This window comes from Candidatus Litorirhabdus singularis (assembly GCF_026262625.1).
Lineage (GTDB): Bacteria > Pseudomonadota > Gammaproteobacteria > Pseudomonadales > Halieaceae > Litorirhabdus > Litorirhabdus singularis.
In genome coordinates this window covers 13,987-31,077 of sequence record NZ_SHNN01000006.1, presented here as the reverse complement: position 1 = coordinate 31,077, position 17,091 = coordinate 13,987, and the positions used below count along the sequence as shown (strand labels likewise).

16 protein-coding genes are annotated in these 17,091 nt (G+C 54.1%); 13 read left to right on the top strand and 3 right to left on the bottom strand.

All coding sequences use genetic code 11. The annotated features are described in order from the left end of the window. From EYC98_RS20370 to EYC98_RS20310, 13 genes are all read left to right on the top strand, one after another. Complete coding sequence (locus EYC98_RS20370) at nucleotides 1–615, top strand: NUDIX domain-containing protein (protein ID WP_279247252.1); 615 nt, start codon at nucleotides 1–3, stop codon at nucleotides 613–615. A gap of 55 nt (nucleotides 616–670) precedes the next feature. Further along, nucleotides 671–2,269, top strand: a complete 1,599-nt coding sequence (gene murJ, locus EYC98_RS20365) for a murein biosynthesis integral membrane protein MurJ (protein WP_279247251.1) — start codon at nucleotides 671–673, stop codon at nucleotides 2,267–2,269. Between the two features lie 45 nt (nucleotides 2,270–2,314). Then, the gene (ribF, locus tag EYC98_RS20360) at nucleotides 2,315–3,256 is read left to right on the top strand and encodes a bifunctional riboflavin kinase/FAD synthetase (RefSeq protein ID WP_279247250.1); all 942 of its coding nucleotides are present in this window, start codon (nucleotides 2,315–2,317) and stop codon (nucleotides 3,254–3,256) included. Then, entirely contained in the window at nucleotides 3,253–6,060 is a 2,808-nt protein-coding gene (ileS, locus tag EYC98_RS20355; protein ID WP_279247249.1) for an isoleucine--tRNA ligase, read from the top strand. The genes ribF and ileS overlap by 4 nt, the downstream gene beginning before the upstream one ends. Continuing rightward, nucleotides 6,053–6,553, top strand: coding sequence for a signal peptidase II (gene lspA / locus EYC98_RS20350; RefSeq protein WP_279247248.1), 501 nt, complete (start codon nucleotides 6,053–6,055; stop codon nucleotides 6,551–6,553). Before ileS ends, lspA begins: the two co-directional genes overlap by 8 nt. Next, nucleotides 6,550–7,005, top strand: a complete 456-nt coding sequence (locus tag EYC98_RS20345; RefSeq protein ID WP_279247247.1) for an FKBP-type peptidyl-prolyl cis-trans isomerase — start codon at nucleotides 6,550–6,552, stop codon at nucleotides 7,003–7,005. Before lspA ends, EYC98_RS20345 begins: the two co-directional genes overlap by 4 nt. An 18-nt stretch (nucleotides 7,006–7,023) precedes the next feature. After that, the gene (ispH, locus tag EYC98_RS20340) at nucleotides 7,024–7,977 is read left to right on the top strand and encodes a 4-hydroxy-3-methylbut-2-enyl diphosphate reductase (RefSeq protein ID WP_279247246.1); all 954 of its coding nucleotides are present in this window, start codon (nucleotides 7,024–7,026) and stop codon (nucleotides 7,975–7,977) included. Between the two features lie 193 nt (nucleotides 7,978–8,170). Beyond that, entirely contained in the window at nucleotides 8,171–8,734 is a 564-nt protein-coding gene (locus EYC98_RS20335) for a GspH/FimT family pseudopilin (RefSeq protein WP_279247245.1), read from the top strand. After that, the gene (pilV, locus tag EYC98_RS20330) at nucleotides 8,719–9,270 is read left to right on the top strand and encodes a type IV pilus modification protein PilV (RefSeq protein ID WP_279247244.1); all 552 of its coding nucleotides are present in this window, start codon (nucleotides 8,719–8,721) and stop codon (nucleotides 9,268–9,270) included. The genes EYC98_RS20335 and pilV overlap by 16 nt, the downstream gene beginning before the upstream one ends. Nucleotides 9,271–9,283: 13 nt before the next feature. Further along, entirely contained in the window at nucleotides 9,284–10,225 is a 942-nt protein-coding gene (locus EYC98_RS20325; RefSeq protein ID WP_279247243.1) for a PilW family protein, read from the top strand. Nucleotides 10,226–10,233: 8 nt separating this feature from the next. Beyond that, on the top strand, nucleotides 10,234–10,791 hold the full coding sequence (locus EYC98_RS20320; protein ID WP_279247242.1) for a pilus assembly PilX family protein: 558 nt from the start codon (nucleotides 10,234–10,236) through the stop codon (nucleotides 10,789–10,791). Nucleotides 10,792–10,815: 24 nt separating this feature from the next. Further along, nucleotides 10,816–12,780 (top strand): pilus assembly protein, encoded by a 1,965-nt coding sequence (locus EYC98_RS20315; protein ID WP_279247241.1) that lies wholly within the window; start codon nucleotides 10,816–10,818, stop codon nucleotides 12,778–12,780. A 49-nt stretch (nucleotides 12,781–12,829) separates the two neighbouring features. Continuing rightward, nucleotides 12,830–13,273, top strand: a complete 444-nt coding sequence (locus tag EYC98_RS20310) for a type IV pilin protein (protein WP_279247240.1) — start codon at nucleotides 12,830–12,832, stop codon at nucleotides 13,271–13,273. A gap of 11 nt (nucleotides 13,274–13,284) precedes the next feature. Here EYC98_RS20310 and EYC98_RS20305 read toward each other — a convergent pair whose 3' ends face one another. The 3 genes from EYC98_RS20305 to EYC98_RS20295 all read right to left on the bottom strand — a co-directional run bounded on the left by EYC98_RS20305 (nucleotide 13,285) and on the right by EYC98_RS20295 (nucleotide 16,944). After that, nucleotides 13,285–13,830 (bottom strand): GspH/FimT family pseudopilin, encoded by a 546-nt coding sequence (locus EYC98_RS20305; protein ID WP_279247239.1) that lies wholly within the window; start codon nucleotides 13,828–13,830, stop codon nucleotides 13,285–13,287. Nucleotides 13,831–13,931: 101 nt separating this feature from the next. Further along, a complete protein-coding gene (locus tag EYC98_RS20300) occupies nucleotides 13,932–15,296 on the bottom strand; it encodes a sigma-54-dependent transcriptional regulator (RefSeq protein ID WP_279247238.1) in 1,365 nt (454 codons plus the stop codon). Between the two features lie 13 nt (nucleotides 15,297–15,309). Continuing rightward, a complete protein-coding gene (locus EYC98_RS20295; protein ID WP_279247237.1) occupies nucleotides 15,310–16,944 on the bottom strand; it encodes a sensor histidine kinase in 1,635 nt (544 codons plus the stop codon). Between the last annotated feature and the right edge of the window lie 147 nt (nucleotides 16,945–17,091).

The following is a 17,091-nucleotide window of genomic DNA, read 5'->3' as shown; positions in this document are numbered from 1 at the left end:
ATGGAACCTGAGTTTGGAGCAGAAGACGTCCGCATTCTGGAACAGCCCAGCGTCTTCTCCGGGTATTTTTCAGTGCGTAAAGTGGTGTTACAGCACCGCCTGTTTGCCGGTGGCTGGAGTCATCCCATCACGCGTGAAGTATTTGATCGTGGCGACGCAGTGGGGGTGCTGCCCTGGGATCCGGTTACCGACGAGCTGATTATGATTGAACAGTTTCGAGTGGGCGCAGTCCGTAATGAGAATAACCCCTGGATGCTGGAGCTGGTGGCTGGCGTTGTGGAGCCCGGAGAGAATGATGAAGAAGTGGCGCGGCGCGAAGCGATCGAAGAAGCCGCTTTGTCGATCACAGAATTACATCCGATTGCGCGGTTTTACCCCAGCGCCGGCGCCTGCAGTGAGCAGGTTAGGTTGTTTGTGGGTAGAGCGACGCGGCCGCAGCAATCCGGCGTATATGGCTGCGATGAGGAGGATGAGGATATTCGCGTGCACGTGCTGACACGGGCTGAAGTCATGGCTCTGCTCAATGCCGGCCGCATTGATAATGGCCACACGCTGATTGCGCTACTGTGGTTGCAACATCACGGTGATGCCCTACGTGAGCAGTGGCTGACATGACGGCCGGTCGCGCTTTTCCGCCAATACGCTGCCCGTCGACCTGGCGCTAGCGCACGTGGCCAATTCGGTGAACTCGGAGCAACCCGAAAAAAATCCCTCGGGACTATTGCGCTCTAGCGCAGTTTTCAGCGCCATGACCATGCTTTCGAGAGTACTGGGACTGGTTCGCGATATCGTATTTGGGGTGATGATAGGGGCGTCGGCGAATGCGGACGCTTTCTTTGTGGCCTTTAAATTACCCAATTTTCTGCGACGCCTGTTTGCTGAGGGGGCATTTGCTCAGGCCTTTGTGCCGGTATTGTCAGAGTATCGCGAAAACGGCTCGCGTGCCGCGGTGCTGGGCTTGATTGATCGCACGGCGGGCGTTCTGGGTGGCACACTGCTGCTGATTTGCAGTCTGATGATTGTCGGCGCGCCGGTGGTGACGGCATTATTTGCCCCCGGCTTTCTTGACGACCCCTTCAAGTATCAGCTGACGGTAGATATGGTTCGTATCACCTTTCCCTACCTGTTCCTGATTTCAATGACCGGTTTCTGTGGTGCGATTCTCAACAGTTACGGTCGCTTTGCGGTGCCCGCATTCACGCCGGTACTCCTGAATATCTCGCTGATCAGCGCAGCGATCTTTGCCACCCCCTATTTTGACGAGCCGGTCTTTGCCTTGGCCTGGGGTGTGCTGCTGGCGGGTGTCGCCCAGTTGTTGTTTCAATATCCTTTTATGCATCGACTGGGTGTGGTGCCGCGACCTATCTGGGACGTTCGTGATGAGGGGGTGCGCAGGATTATGGTCTTGATGGTGCCAGCTCTGTTTGGGGTGTCGGTGAGTCAGATCAACTTGATGCTCGACACCATTCTGGCCTCTTTTTTGCCCACTGGCAGTGTGTCCTGGCTGTATTATTCAGATCGGCTGACAGAATTACCCTTGGGTGTATTTGGGGTCGCGATTGCCACCGTGATTTTGCCGAGTCTGTCGCGCCTGCGGTCAAATTCCTCCGAGGACCGCTTTGCCCATACGCTGGACTGGGCGATGCGCGGCGTGCTGTTAATTGGATTACCGTCCAGTTTGGCATTGATTCTGCTGGCTGAGCCGATTCTGGTGACTCTGTTCCAATACGGTGCGCTGACGCCGTTCGATGTCAGTATGTCGGCTCTGAGTCTGCGCGCTTACTGCCTGGGCTTGCTGGCTTTTATGCTGGTCAAGGTGTTGGCACCGGGCTATTACGCTCGCCAGGATACGGCCACTCCGGTCAAAATTGGTATCCGTGCGATGGTGGCGAATATGGTGCTGAATTTGCTCTTTGTAGTACCTCTCTACCATTTTTGGAATATAGGCCATGTTGGCTTGGCGCTGGCCACCAGTGTTGCAGCTTGGCTCAATGCTGTCCTGTTGCTGCGTGGCCTGCTGCATGAAAAGGTATTTCGCTGGCAGCCGGGCTGGAAGCTTCTTTTGCAGCGCCTGCTACTGGCGTGTTTGCTGATGGTACTAATCCTGGTGTTGCTGACTCCGGATGTTCAGCAATGGCTGGACTGGGGTTGGCAGAGCCGAATTACCAGACTTTTGGTGCTGGTAACTGCAGGGATGAGCGTCTACCTGATCAGCCACTTTGCCAGCGGAACGCGAATTGCCGATTTTTACACCCCAAAACAAGCCTGAGTCCTATATAATGCGCGGCTTAGACCGGCATTGACCCCTACGGATATGGAGCTTATACGCGGACTTCACAATTTGCGCCCACACCATCGTGGTTGCGTGGCAACGATTGGCGCATTCGATGGCGTTCATCATGGCCACCGCGCGGTGCTGGGCCACCTGCTGGAAAAGGCCCAGGAGCTGCAGTTACCTGCCGTGGTGGTGTTGTTCGAGCCGCTGCCGCGTGAGTACTTTGCACCAACGCGAGCTCCGGCTCGGTTGATGAGTTTTCGTGAAAAGTTTGTGGCGCTTAAGGAGCTGGGCATTGACCGTGTGTTACGCATTCGGTTTGATCAAAAACTACAAACCATGAGCGCGCAGGACTTCATCAGCGAAATATTCGTCAAGGGGCTGGGGGTGCGCTATATCGTAGTAGGTGATGACTTGCGATTTGGTCATGACCGCGAGGGCGACTACTGGATGATGAAAGCGCAGGGCGAGCAGTTCGGTTACGAAACCATGCATACGTCAACACTGGGGTTTTCGGGCACTCGGGTCAGTAGCACTCGTATTCGGGAGGCACTGGAAAAATCTGATTTTGCGCTGGCCGAAGAATTATTGGGTCGTCCCTACGCCATTACCGGTAAAGTGGTATATGGGGAGCAGGTAGGTCGAAGTTTTGGTGCGCCTACGGCGAATATGGAACTGCATCGATTGCGACCACCTTTGGCAGGAGTGTATGCAGTAGAGGTACGCGGCGCGTTAGCCGGTGCAGCAGATAAATTGGTGGCAGGCGTGGCCAATGTCGGCACACGGCCGACGGTGAATGACAGTATTCGAGCCAATCTCGAAGTGCATTTACTGGATTTTGACGCCGACCTTTACGGTCGTACTATTCAGGTTATATTTCGGCATAAACTGCGCGATGAACACAAGTTTGAGTCGTTGGATCTGCTCAAGCAACAAATTCACAAAGACCTGGCCCAGGGGCGGGAATTTTTCAAACTATGAGCGACTATAAAGATACACTTAATCTTCCCAGCACTGGCTTTCCGATGAAGGCGAGTCTGGCGCAGCGTGAGCCACAACGGCTGAAGCAATGGCAGCAGCAGGACCTGTACGGACAGATTCGTGCAGCCAGTGTCGGGCGTCCAAAATTTATTCTGCACGACGGTCCTCCCTACGCCAACGGTGAGCTGCATATTGGCCACGCGGTCAATAAGATCCTCAAGGACATCATTGTTCGCTCCAGAACCTTGAGCGGGTTTGATGCGCCCTACGTTCCCGGTTGGGATTGTCACGGTCTGCCGATTGAACTCAATGTAGAGAAGAAAGTAGGCAAGCCTGGCGTTAAAGTCAGTGCCAGTGAATTTCGCCAGAAATGCCGTGACTACGCACTGCGTCAGGTCAACGGGCAGCGTGAGGACTTTGTGCGCATGGGTGTGTTGGGTGAATGGGACAATCCCTACCTGACCATGAGCTTTGATTTTGAAGCTAATATTATTCGTACCTTGGGTACTATCGCTGAAAAAGGCCATTTACATAAAGGTTTTAAGCCGGTGCACTGGTGTCTGGACTGCGGTTCGGCGCTGGCTGAGGCTGAAGTTGAATATCAGGACAAGACCTCGCCCGCCATTGACGTTAATTATCTGGCAGTTGAGCCCGCAGCGCTGTTAGCGGCGTTTGCTGTAGAACAGACTTATGACAGTGTCGGGATTCCCATCTGGACCACGACGCCCTGGACACTGCCCGCCAGTATGGCCGTCAGCGTACATCCTGCGCTGGAATACAGCCTGGTGGTACAGGGAGGAAAGGCGCTGGTGTTGGCCTCTGACCTGGTTGCCGCCGTAACTACGCGCATTGGCTGGAGCGATTTTTCCGTGGTGGCGCAGTGTCAGGGTGCGGCGCTTGAGGGTCTTTTGCTGCAGCACCCATTCTATGCGCGTCAGGTGCCGGTAGTGCTGGGTGAGCACGTGACTACCGAGGCTGGAACTGGCGCTGTGCATACTGCGCCCGGTCACGGGCAGGATGATTTTGTGGTGGGCACCAAGTACGGTCTGGAGGTGTTGAACCCGGTCGGCAGCAACGGCGTTTATCTGCCCGATACGGAATTGTTTGCTGGCCAGCATGTGTTCAAAGCTAATGATGTGATCGTTGAGCTGTTGCAGGACCGCGGTGCGTTACTATTCAGTGAAGCCTATAGTCACTCTTATCCGCATTGCTGGCGACACAAGACGCCGATCATTTTCCGTGCTACACCGCAGTGGTTTATCAGCATGCAGCAGGGTGGACTGCTAGGTGATGCACTGGCACAGGTGCAGACGGTGGAATGGATTCCCGAGTGGGGTAAGGCGCGCATTGAATCGATGCTGCAAGAGCGTCCGGACTGGTGTATTTCCCGGCAGCGTACCTGGGGCGTGCCTATCGCATTGTTTATTCACCGTGAAACGGCTGCTTTGCACCCTGATACGCCGCGTCTGATAGAGGAGGTGGCGAACCTGGTCGAGGCGGGTGGTATTGATGCCTGGTTTGAGTTAGAAGCGGAACAGCTGCTGGGCGCTGAGGCAGCCGATTACGAAAAGGTTACCGATACGCTGGATGTCTGGTTTGACTCTGGCGTTACCCATGCCTGCGTGCTGCGCCAGCGAGAGGGTTTGCAGTTTCCTGCGGACCTCTACCTGGAAGGTTCAGATCAGCATCGCGGTTGGTTTCAGTCTTCATTGCTGACATCTGTGGCCTGCAATGGAGTCGCGCCTTATCGCACGGTGCTGACACACGGCTTTACCGTCGATGCTGAAGGCCGCAAAATGTCGAAATCGATTGGCAACGTAGTGGCGCCCAAGCGCGTGATGAATGATTTGGGTGCTGATATTCTGCGTCTGTGGGTGGCGGCTACTGACTACCGAGGCGAGTTGGCAGTGTCCGATGAGATATTTAAACGCACTGCGGATTCCTACCGCCGTATTCGCAATACAGCGCGCTTTCTACTGTCTAATCTCACTGGGTTCGATCCGCAGCAGGATCTGATTGAGCCGCAGCAGTTGTTGGCGCTGGATGCTTGGGCCATGGATCGCGCCAGTCGTCTTCAAGATGAGATTACGGACGCTTTTGATGGCTATCACTTTCACTTGATCTACCAAAAATTGCACAATTTTTGTGTCAACGATATGGGTGGGTTTTATCTGGATATTGTTAAAGACCGGGTTTACACCACGCAGTCAGATAGCCACGCCCGACGTTCTGCACAGACTGCTATGTACCACATTGCCGAAGCGCTGGCGCGTTGGATTGCGCCGATATTGAGCTTTACCGCCGAGGAAATCTGGGAGCATCTGCCCGGCGACCACAGCCCCAGCGTCATGCTGGACCAGTGGTATCCATTGCCACAGACGCTGTCTGATGCAGGTCCAATGGGGGCTGAATACTGGAATCGCATAGCCGAGGTGCGCGATGCTCTGAACCGCGAGCTGGAAAGACAGCGGGCCGAGGGCACGCTGCGCGGGAGTCTGGATGCTGAAGTTGTGCTCTATTGTGAGCCTGCTCTGCTAGATGACCTGTCTGCATTGGGTGATGAACTTCGCTTCGTAATGATCACTTCAGCGGCGGCTATCAAACCGTTGTCAGAGGCTCCCGCTGCCGCGGCTGAGACTGCGTTGGAAGGATTGCGCATCGGCGCTCAGCCCAGCGGGGCAGAGAAGTGTGAGCGCTGTTGGCACCGCAGCGAGGAGTTGGGTCAAGACGAACAGCATCCCTCACTGTGTGGCCGCTGCGTAGAGAACGTGAGCGGGGCCGGGGAGACCAGACGCTTTGCCTGAGAAAATCGAATGGCACTGGTCACAGTTGCGTTGGCTGGCAGTCACACTACTGGTGTTGGTGCTCGATCAGTGGAGCAAATCTCTGGCGGAGTCCACGCTAAGTTATGCACGGCCGGTAGAAGTGTTGCCGATACTGAACATGACCCTGCACTACAATAGCGGCGCCGCATTCAGTTTTCTGGCTGACCACGGTGGTTGGCAGCGCTGGTTTTTTTCTGCGGTAGCAGCGGGGATGTCAGTGGTGCTGTTGGTGTGGCTGCTACGCTTGGTGCGCACGCAGTGGCTGCTGGCCAGTAGTTTGGCCCTGATACTCGGGGGCGCTCTGGGTAACTTACTTGACCGTTTGCAGCTTGGGCATGTGGTCGATTTTATTTCAGTACATTATGGCGGGTGGTACTTTCCCACTTTTAACGTGGCCGACGCGGCAATTAGTGTGGGCGCCGCGCTGCTGATACTGGACACTTTTATCAGTGCCCGTGGAGATAATTCATGACGCAGCCTACTGTTACAGTCAGCGAGGGCACTCGGGTGTGGCTGAACTTCTCGCTTAGTCTCGAAGACGGTTCCGAAATCGACTCGAATTTTGCCGGCGATGCTGTCGAATTTATGATTGGCGATGGCAGTCTGTTGCCGGGCTTTGAGCATCTGTTGTTTGGCATGTGCGGCGGTGAGCGAAAGATATTTACGGTAGTGCCAGAAGACGCTTTTGGCATGCCAAACGATAACAACGTGCAGGAAATTGAACGCGATCAGTTCGACGATGACGTGGAACTGGAAGTTGGTCTGGTGTTCTCGTTTGCCGATGCCAGCGGTGGTGAGCTGCCGGGTATGGTCGTCGCTTATGATAGCGATACGGTCACCGTTGATTTTAATCACCCTTTAGCAGGTCGCACCATTTTGTTTGACGTACTCATTCACCGGGTAGAGGCAGCGGAGCTGCACTAAGTAAAAACAGGTTCAGTTATGGCACTCAAAATACATATGGCTAACCCTCGCGGCTTTTGTGCCGGAGTAGACCGCGCGATTGATATTGTGGACCGTGCTCTAGACGTGTTTGGTGCACCTATCTATGTGCGGCACGAAGTTGTGCACAATAAGTACGTGGTCGATGGGTTGCGTAGGCGCGGTGCTGTTTTTGTCGATCAACTGGCTGAAGTGCCGGACGATAAAATTGTTATTTTTAGTGCTCACGGCGTCTCGCAGGCGGTTCGCAGTGAAGCGGAAACGCGTGGCCTCAAGGTATTTGACGCGACTTGTCCACTGGTGACCAAAGTGCACCTTGAAGTTTCGCAGTATTCCAGCCTGGGTCGTGAGTGTGTCTTGATTGGCCATCGCGGTCACCCAGAGGTTGAGGGCACCATGGGACAGTATAAAAGTGGCGCTGGTGGTGGTATCTATTTGGTTGAGGATGAGCAACAGGCGCGTGAGCTGCAAGTGCTGGACCCTGAGAATTTGTCGTATGTTACCCAGACTACGCTTTCGGTAGATGACACTGCCCGGGTGATAGACGCGCTGCGCGATAGTTTTCCAGCTATACAGGGGCCGCGTAAAGATGATATTTGCTATGCGACTCAGAACCGACAGGATGCGGTAAAACAACTCGCCTCCCAGTGTGACCTGGTACTGGTGGTTGGTTCGCCGAACAGCTCGAATTCCAATCGGCTGCGCGAGTTGGCCGAGCGCATGGGTGCGCAGGCCTATCTGATCGATAGCGCAGCAGACATTGTGCCGGAGTGGCTCTCAGGAAAACACGCGGTTGGCGTCACAGCTGGGGCATCGGCCCCAGAGACACTGGTCCAACAGGTGGTGGATGGATTACGTGGACTGGGTGCTGAGGCGCCGCTGGAGTTGCCCGGTCGCGAAGAAAATGTCACCTTCAGCATGCCCCGAGAGTTGCGCTTACGCGACGTTAGTTGAGCCTATGGCGTGACCAGACTGTACGGCTGTCTGCGCACCAAGGTTGGCCTCGGATATCCGGCGCAGAATGGGCTCTTGTCACAAAATGTGACTCGAGCCACACTTTTACGCTCATAGCGACCATTTATCTGCACATATTACCCATTGTCGGCTGGCGGTAGCATTCGATTATCGGAAATAATAGGTTATGACTATGAAATCGCTTTCCAAAAACCGTGGCCTGACCTTGATGGAGATGATGGTCACCCTGATGATCCTCGGGCTTATCGCCACTCTGGGCGCTCCGAATCTCAGTGAATTTATTGAAGATAACCGTCTTAATGCCGCTGTGGGTGACCTGGTGAGTTCCATACAGGCTGGCCGTGCCGAGGCCGTTGGTCGTAACGCCTACGTAACCTTATGTAAAAAGAACGCAGGCAGCACAGCGTGTGTTGCTGGAGGCGGCTGGCAGCAGGGGTGGATCACGTTTGTGGATGTTGACGGCGACGGGGTAATAGATGCTGGCGATGGTGATGAAATTGTCGCGATTCACGATGCCTTGCTAGGCTCGGTAACGCTGCACGGCACGGCTGGGGTCGCCAACCTGATTACGTTTCGCCCCAGCGGTCAAACCAGCATCATAACTATGCAGGCGATCATCGCCTGCGACTCCAGAGGTTTTGTGAGTGATTCTAAAGGCATGGTTATTTCTATTATGGGCCGTGCCAGCACCATGTCGGCAGCAGATACGGGGCAGACATCATGCCTGACTTCATGAAGCAATCCGGGCAGCCAGGGCAGAAGCGCTCTCTACAAGCGGGTTACACGCTAATAGAAGTGTTGATAGCGGCTCTGGTGCTGTCGGTCGGCGTGCTGGGAATAGCGGGTTTACAGATTACCTCGCTGAAAAACCTCCAGACCTCAAATCACATTGGTATTGCAGCGATGCTGGCCAATGGCATTGCCGATCGTATGTGGGTGAACCAGGGGCAGGTACTGGCAAATGCTTATGTGCATACTGCGGGGCCCGGTTCACCGCCTGATTGTGTGGCCTCGACCTGCAGCCCCACGCAGATGGCATCGTTTGATGTTAATGACTGGCAACAGCAAATTACCGGTTATACGCGGACGGGTGGAACCGCTATTCCCGCGTTATTACCGAGTGGGTCTGGCGCAATAGCACAGGTAGGCACCACACGTTCCTACAGGATTACGTTGCGTTGGGATGATGATCGTAGCGGTTCAACGGGAACAACGTGCCCGCCGGCGGCGGCTACGGACCTGGACTGTTACACGATGACAGTGACTTTCTGAGCGAATGGAACAGATGAGAAAAACAGTCCACAAAACGCAGTTTCCAGGTCGTCGTAAACAACGCGGCCTGGGCCTGGTAGAAATCATGATAGCCATGTTGTTAGTGGTCTTCATGTTCAATGGATTGATGGAGATATTTTTGTCTTCACGCCAGACCTATACGGCTACTGATAATCTGACTCGGCTGCAGGAAACGGGTCGCGCTTCAATAGATATTCTGGTCTCCGGACTGCGCCGTTCGGGCTACCTGGGAGGTAACTCGGATATAAGCTTTATAGAAGGCTCGCTGGGACCCTTTCCCGCGCGTACGAACTGCCCCAAAGCGAATAATAAATGGGGCCGAATGATTTCCCAGAGCGTGTTTGGTAAGGATGACACCCGGGGGGGCTACGGCTGTATTGATGACACCTATTTAAGGGGCGATATACTGACTGTGCGTTACGCCTCGCAGTGGGAGGTTGACACGGCGGATATGGTAGCAACGCGTATGTACCTGCGAAGTTCGCTGTTTGAGGGCAAGTTGTTTTTGGGCTCCGATCAGGCGAATACCATAAACACCGTCTATGATACTCCGCAGCGTCAGCACGAGTGGCAGGCGTTTTCTTATTACGTGGCCAACACTACACGCACCTGCAATGGAGCTCCCGTTCCCGCGCTATACCGGGAGCGTTTGAACGCCGTGAACAGGCCGGTTTCTGAAGAGTTGATTGCCGGGGTAGAGAACATACAGTTTCAGTACAATATCGGTAACCGCTACGTGAATGCCAGCAACGGATTGGACTGGAACTCTGTTATCAGCGTAAAGGTTTGGGTGCTGGTTAGGGCCGAGTGCCCTGAGACAGGTTATGTCGATAATGGCACCTATGTGATGGGCAACGTCAGCCCGGATTATACCCCGAACGATTCTTATCGACGTCAGTTGTATAGCACGGTAGTGGCATTGCGCAATTTATAGGTAAAACCATGAGCACACTATTGCATAAAATAAGTCCAGGGCAGCCGCGGCGCGAGGGCGGCGCGGCATTGATTATCAGCCTGATCATTCTGCTGGCGATGACCCTGATTGGGGTGAGCTCGATGGATTCAGCGATCATGGAGTTGCGTATGGCGGGCACAATGCAACAACAGGTGGTGGCGATGAATCGAGCCGAAGCAACGCTGTTGGCTGCCGAGGATCGCATAAACACGATGATTGCCGATGGCGCCGTGCACAATTTTGAAGCAACGAATGACGGGTTTTATCCCGCAGTGAATAACCTGAACCTTGAACAGGCCGACTGGGACAATATCGATAGTGAGGCGGGCCCTATATCCACTGCAAATAACGTCGACGATGATGATGCCTACGTGATCGAGTATCTAGGTGCCAAGCCAATTCCTGGTGAAAGCATTGTTGAAGACAACGATGGCAATATTATTGGTGGTGCCGTCCATACCTTTCGTAATACCACGCGAAGTTCCTCGGGACGTGATGTAGTTCGTATTGTCCAGTCGGTATACGTCACCCTTGACTCGCCTTAGCGCAAACGCGCTGCAGGAGGCCATATGATTGGCTCCGGATCGATCCTGACATGTTTGGTGCTACTGTTGGCTCTCGCGCAGACAGTGCATGCTACCGTTGTGACCGCCTCCAGAACTCCGTCAGTGCTGCCTGCCGTTGTGCTGAGACCGGCCTCTGATGCGGCTCCGGAAACCGTCTATACCGTGTCCCCATCAGGTGATGTGCTTGCCTGGAAGCCTCCTTCATTCGCCTTAGCGCAGCCGGCCGCCGCACTTACTCAAGGTTTACAGTGGTCAGCGCAAGAACGTATGCGCCGCGATCAGCTGACTACCGGCAAGGATTGGAGCACCCAGCGCAGTATATTCACCTGGGACCGCTCTGCGCGGACGCAAGTGGAGCTGCACTGGGAGCTGTTACCTGCCCATTTACAGCGGCAATTAATCAATAGTAGTCCGCATGCAGCTGAGCTAGGGAGCGCCGCATTAGTGAGTTATCTGCGCGGGGATCGTAGCAACGAGGGTGCTGGCGGCTTATTGCCGCAGCGCGAGTCATTGCTTGGGGATACGCGTAGCTCACAGCCGGTCTTCGTAGACGCTATCGACGGCACCCAAACGGCGCGGGTGTATGTAGGTAACCGCAGCGGTGTCCTGCATGCTCTGGATGCTGATACAGGGCAGGAAAACTGGGCCTATCTGCCTTCATCGCTAGTGTGTGTTGAGAAGCTGGCGCATGAGGAGGCTTGCTTGTCGCAGCCAGCACAAATGGCACCTGCTGTAGGCAAGGTGGAGGTGCTTGGTCAGTGGCGTAATGTTTTAGTGACTGGTTTGGGTGGGGCTGCTGCTGGCTGGTTTGCGCTTGATGTAACCGCGCTTGAGACTTCAGCTAGTGCACCCCAATCACCGACACTGGAATTACAGCAGCGGCAATATGGGCAACGGCCTATAGTTTTGTGGGAACTTGGTGCCGTGGAGGATCCCGGTATCGGACACTCTTATGGTAAGCCGGCGATCGCACGTTTGGGTGACGGGACGACCTATGTCATTACAGGTAACGGCTATAACAGTCAGCGCGGTGAGGCTGCGCTGTACCTGATTCGAATCTCTGACGGTCACGCGATACGCCTTGGTACCGGCAGTGGCACGCCAACCAACCCCAACGGAATGTCCGCGCCCGCGCTTATAGACAGTGATTTTGACGGTGTGGTGGATCGGGTTTATGCAGGTGATGCGTTGGGTCAGCTATGGAAGTTTGATCTGTCTTCTGCGCTTGCGCAGGACTGGAGCGTAGACGGGACAGAGCCCCTATTTTATGCCGGAACCACCCATCCGATTTTTCTGGCGCCGGAAGTGGCGGTGCGCCCAGACGGCGGAATCCTTGTCTATGTGGCTACGGGACATGCGGGCTTCACCCATGGAGGCATGGAAACCAGTCAGCAGCTGATCATAGCTGTGGGTGATTCGATAGTGCCTGCCGAGCCTGGAAACGCATTGGTTTTGTTGCCGGAAACCACTCTGGAGGCTGCGGGTATTGAGCAGCGCGTGCGTCAGCTCAAACAGCTTGATAATGCTGACCTCAACGCCATGCGGGCTTGGCAGGTGTACCTGCCTGCTGGACTATTGCCGGTCTCGCCTTTGCGTATGCGTGGCGGTCGCCTATGGGTGAGTCTGCATAATTTGGCGTTGCGCACGAATACGCAGTTGGCATTGGATTATCAACACGGCGATGCGCCAGCGAGCCCCAGTTTTGACCTGAATGATGACGGCAAAATCGACGCTGCGGATACTGATGATGCCGGCATAGCCCCGGTTGGAGTAGAACTGGGTACTGGCCTTTGGTCTGCGCCCGCAATCCGGCCACTGACTGCTGGGTATGATATGCACTTGCGCGTGAACATGTTGGAAGCTGGCAATGCAGAGCCGGTTGCGGGGCTGGCGCCGGTTGTTATCGTCGCTGGTGGCCGGAACTTTCAACCAGGACGCCGGAGCTGGATAGATATTACTGCCGACTAAGCCGGGACGGTTTAGGAAACTTTTTGGTACAAAAATGGGATAGATTGAGATGAAATTTGGGGATAGAAAAATAGCAGGTTTTACCATTATTGAAATGCTCATTGTGCTGGTCATTATGGGTATTCTCGCGGCCGCGGTACTGCCTACCTACCAGAGCAGTGTTTCCAAAGCTCGGCGAGCGGATGGAAAATCTGCGTTGCTGGATCTGGGTGCACGGTCGGAGAAGTTTTTTGCACAGAATAGTACTTACACCACAGAAATATCGGGCGGTTCGGGCTTGAACCTTGGTCGTACCACAAGCTCCGACGGCTATTACAACCTAAGCATCGCAGCCTGCGGCGGTGGTACTATCGCTCGTTGTTACCAGATTACTGCGGCCGCTACCGGCGCTCAGTCAGGAGATACCGAGTGTTCTCAACTGAGGTTGGATAATGTGGGCCGCAAAACATCGCTGAATTCCTCAGGTGGTGCCACCGAGTACTGTTGGAAGTAGGGTGCTATTGCTCACCATGCGCAGTCTGTAACCAGCCCATTGTCATCGTAGTGGGTGTAGGCGCGGCCCGCATGATTGATGACTATCTGTCGGAAGTTGGCGCGATTTCTGGAAGAGGGGCAATAGCTATAGCGCCCAAATTCAACGGCGCTGCCATCAACCCTGTAGCGCATATATTTTCTGCCTAGTGAACCCCGCCAGAGGCCGTGTCCCAAAGTCAATTGCAGTGACTGTGCGCGATGCAAGATATCGCTGCTATCTAGCTGACGATTCTGGTTAATATCGGTAAACACGAGGATACTGGTAGTACTTCCTGACCAGCTCTTGCTGCAGTGCTGTTGGTCCGCACTCAGGCAAAGCGTGGTGCGTTTGCCACTGGTAACGGCGGTTCTGCGGGCTAAAGTAAGCATCCGGGTCAACAGTTGGCCGAACTGCTGCGCCTCTGCTGATTCGCGACTGGCATTAAGCTTTGGCGCTGCAACTGTCGTCAACACCGACAGAATTGCTAGCACAGCAATCAGTTCCAGCAAGGTTTTCCCCTGCGCGCCACCATCCATGTGAACTGCCCCGGGTACGTAACTTCTATGTTACGAGAGCTGTTATGCTAGCAGACAGTAGGCCTGTTTAAGGCATCAAAAGCAGTCAATCACTGCTCCGATTAATCGTCCAGGTCGAGTTTTTTCAGGCGATAGCGCAGGCTGCGAAAACTGATCCCCAGCAGTTTGGCCGCCGATGTCTTGTTCCAGCGAGATTCCTCCAGGGCGCGGGTAAGAATCTCGCGCTCCATATTCTCCAAATAGCCTTCCATATCTCCAAACGCTTCTTCAGGGTTCCAGCTATTGGAGTTGGACTCCTTGCGAATTTTTGGGTTTGAGACTGCCGGTAAATACAGATCTGCGGTAACAATAATATCTTCACTGGACATGGCGCAGGCGCGTTCCAGAATATTTTCCAGCTGTCTGACATTGCCCGGGAACTGATAGCGGGTCAAGGCGCTCAAGGCGCTTGCATCCAGTTGCCGAAGCTGACCACCGTTGGCTTTGGCCAGTTTGCTGAGGAAGAAATCAGCCAGCAACGGAATATCCTCTGGTCTTTCGCGCAGGCCTGGCACTTCCAGACCGATTACATTGATGCGGTAGTAGAGGTCGTTACGGAAGCGCCCCTCCTCAACTTCTTCAGCGAGGTCCTTGTGGGTGGCGCTAAGTATGCGCACGTCGATGGGGATCTCCTCGTTACCACCCACTGGGCGCACGGCTTTTTCCTGAATTGCGCGCAATAACTTGACCTGCATGGCAAGCGGTAAGTCAGCGACCTCGTCCAGGAACAGCGTGCCTCCATGAGCGGCTCGGAACAGCCCTGGTTTATTTTCTGTGGCCCCGGTAAAGCTGCCTTTAACGTGACCAAAAAACTCGCTCTCCATTAGCTCTGGTGGTATTGCACCACAGTTAACCGGAATAAATGGCCCGCTGCTTAGTGGACCGTGGGAATGGATGAGGTGGGCGACGATTTCCTTGCCACTGCCAGATTCACCGCTGATATACACAGGCGCCTGACTGCGGGCCAGTTTGACAATGGCCTGACGTAGTTTTTCTATGGCTGGAGTCTTACCGATCAATGCACTGTGTGCAGAGTAGGCAACCTGATCCTCAGAGTGATCTAACTTGAGCGCGGTGGTCACCAGATTGCGCAACCGCTCAAGCTCTATGGGCTTGCTAATAAAATCGAAAGCGCCGGCCTTCAGAGCGGTTATGGCGGTATCGACACTGCCGTGGGCGGTAATCATGGCCACTGGCATATTGGGGTGGCTTTCTTGAATATGCTCGACCAGACTGATTCCGTTACCATCGGGCAGTTTCATATCAGTCAGACACAGGTCAGGCGGGTTGCCGCCGTCCAGAAAGCCTCTGGCTTCTCCCAGGTCAGCAGCACTTAAAGTGGTGAGGCCCATTCGGCTCAGTGTGATATCCAACAGTTCACGAATGTCTGGCTCGTCATCCACGATAAGGACGGTTTGTGTGCTCATACTGGGATATCCATCAGGAGTGGCGTGTCATAAGGACGCGGAAACAGCTTGCGCCGGTGCCGGTGCGACGATAAGTAAGCGAGGCCTGGTTGATCTCGCAGAGTTCTTTGCATAAATAGAGTCCGAGACCGGTGCCTTTGACCACGGTAGTATAAAACGGTTCGAACAATTTTGCCTGCTCGCTGGCGGCAATACCTTCGCCTTGATCAATCACATCAATATGCGCCTTGGAGGTAGGGGTTTCTATGCTGACGGCTATCGCCGCTGTCGCTTTACCCGTCTTCAATTCGCTGTGCCGAAGCGCGTTATCTAGCAAATTGTTCATCACCCTCTGTAAATTGTCAGCATCGAAACGTACGTTGATTTCCTCAGTACTGGGTTCTATCTGAATATCAGCTTCAAAATTAATGGTGGCTTTGTATTCCTCCACAAAATTCTTGATCCAGCGATTCAGTTTGAGTTCCTTCGGCTGGGGTGGTTGCCTGCGGCTAATCTGCATGACGCTTTCGATTATCGAGTTCATGCGTTGGGTGTGCTGCTGGATAATTTCAGAAAGTCGCTGATCGGGCTCGTTAAGTTCATCTGACTCACCCAGCAGTTGCGCGGCGTGACTAACTGCGCCCAGTGGGTTGCGTATTTCATGGGCGATACTGGCTGTGAGTCTCCCCAGAGAAGCTAACTTCAAAGATTGGGCGTACTGGGTTACGGGCGTGTAGTCCTCGATAAAGACCAGGGTTTGAGAACTATCTTCCCCCTTCAAGGTACGAAAGTGAGCGACAATCTTATTGTCATCCTCGCCAATACTGATAGGTCGCGGTTGATGTTGCTTGGTGTTGCGCCATTGGTGAAATTGCTCATAGACCTCGCTATTGTAGGTTTGTAAATCACGCCCCTGTTGCATCGGTTGAGGCTGCTCTGGGGCTAGTAGTCGGCTGGCGGCCTGATTCATAAGGCGTACTCTGTCATCAGCGTAAACCAGTAGAATGCCGGTTTGCATGTGCTGCACAATCTGTTCATTGAGGCGTTGCAGATTGTATAGGTCAGCGGCTCGTTTACGGGCGAGAGCTTCTGCTTTGCCGACCCTGCGGGCAACCGCTTGAATTAGGAGTGAAACGGTGAAAATGAGCATGCCCAGCAGGCCAGCAGGAAATAGACTATTGAGTTCCAGTACCTGCTCGTTGATCAGGCGCAGGGTATCGGCGAGCAGGGCAATAACGCTCAGTGCGGCGATTAGCGTAGCAATACTCCCATTGCCGATAATAATGGCACTGGCAGCTACAGTGATCATTAACAGTATCGGTAGACCACTGGCCATGCCGCCGCTGGCATCCGAGAGCATAACTATCGCCAGGATATCGACAAAAAACACCACGAACAGGAACGCTTGATTGCTGGCAAACGCTGAGCGCGACAGCGTTAACAGCAGCATGTTGATGATCAGATAACTTATAGCAACGTTGAAATAGAGTTCAGGGTTGAGTACCCCAACCACCTGACGCGTATCGTCGTTGATCAGGCCCAGTAACAATACAATAGACAGCAGGGCGCGGTAGCCGATATAAATCCTGAACAGGGTAGCGTTCTGCATATCAGCAGGTGGTTCTTTGGGCACGCCAGGTGTCGAAGCCGGTGCTTGCGCCTTGTTCATCAGATGCTGTTCTCCTTGTTGACCCCTAGTTTACTCGCAACCCAGCAGTGGTTGCATCTGTGTGAGCTTCACAGAGGTCACAGATTCTTTGCGAATATGCACCTAGTTCGGACAATACACTGACTGAGCTGGCTCGATTTAGCCTGT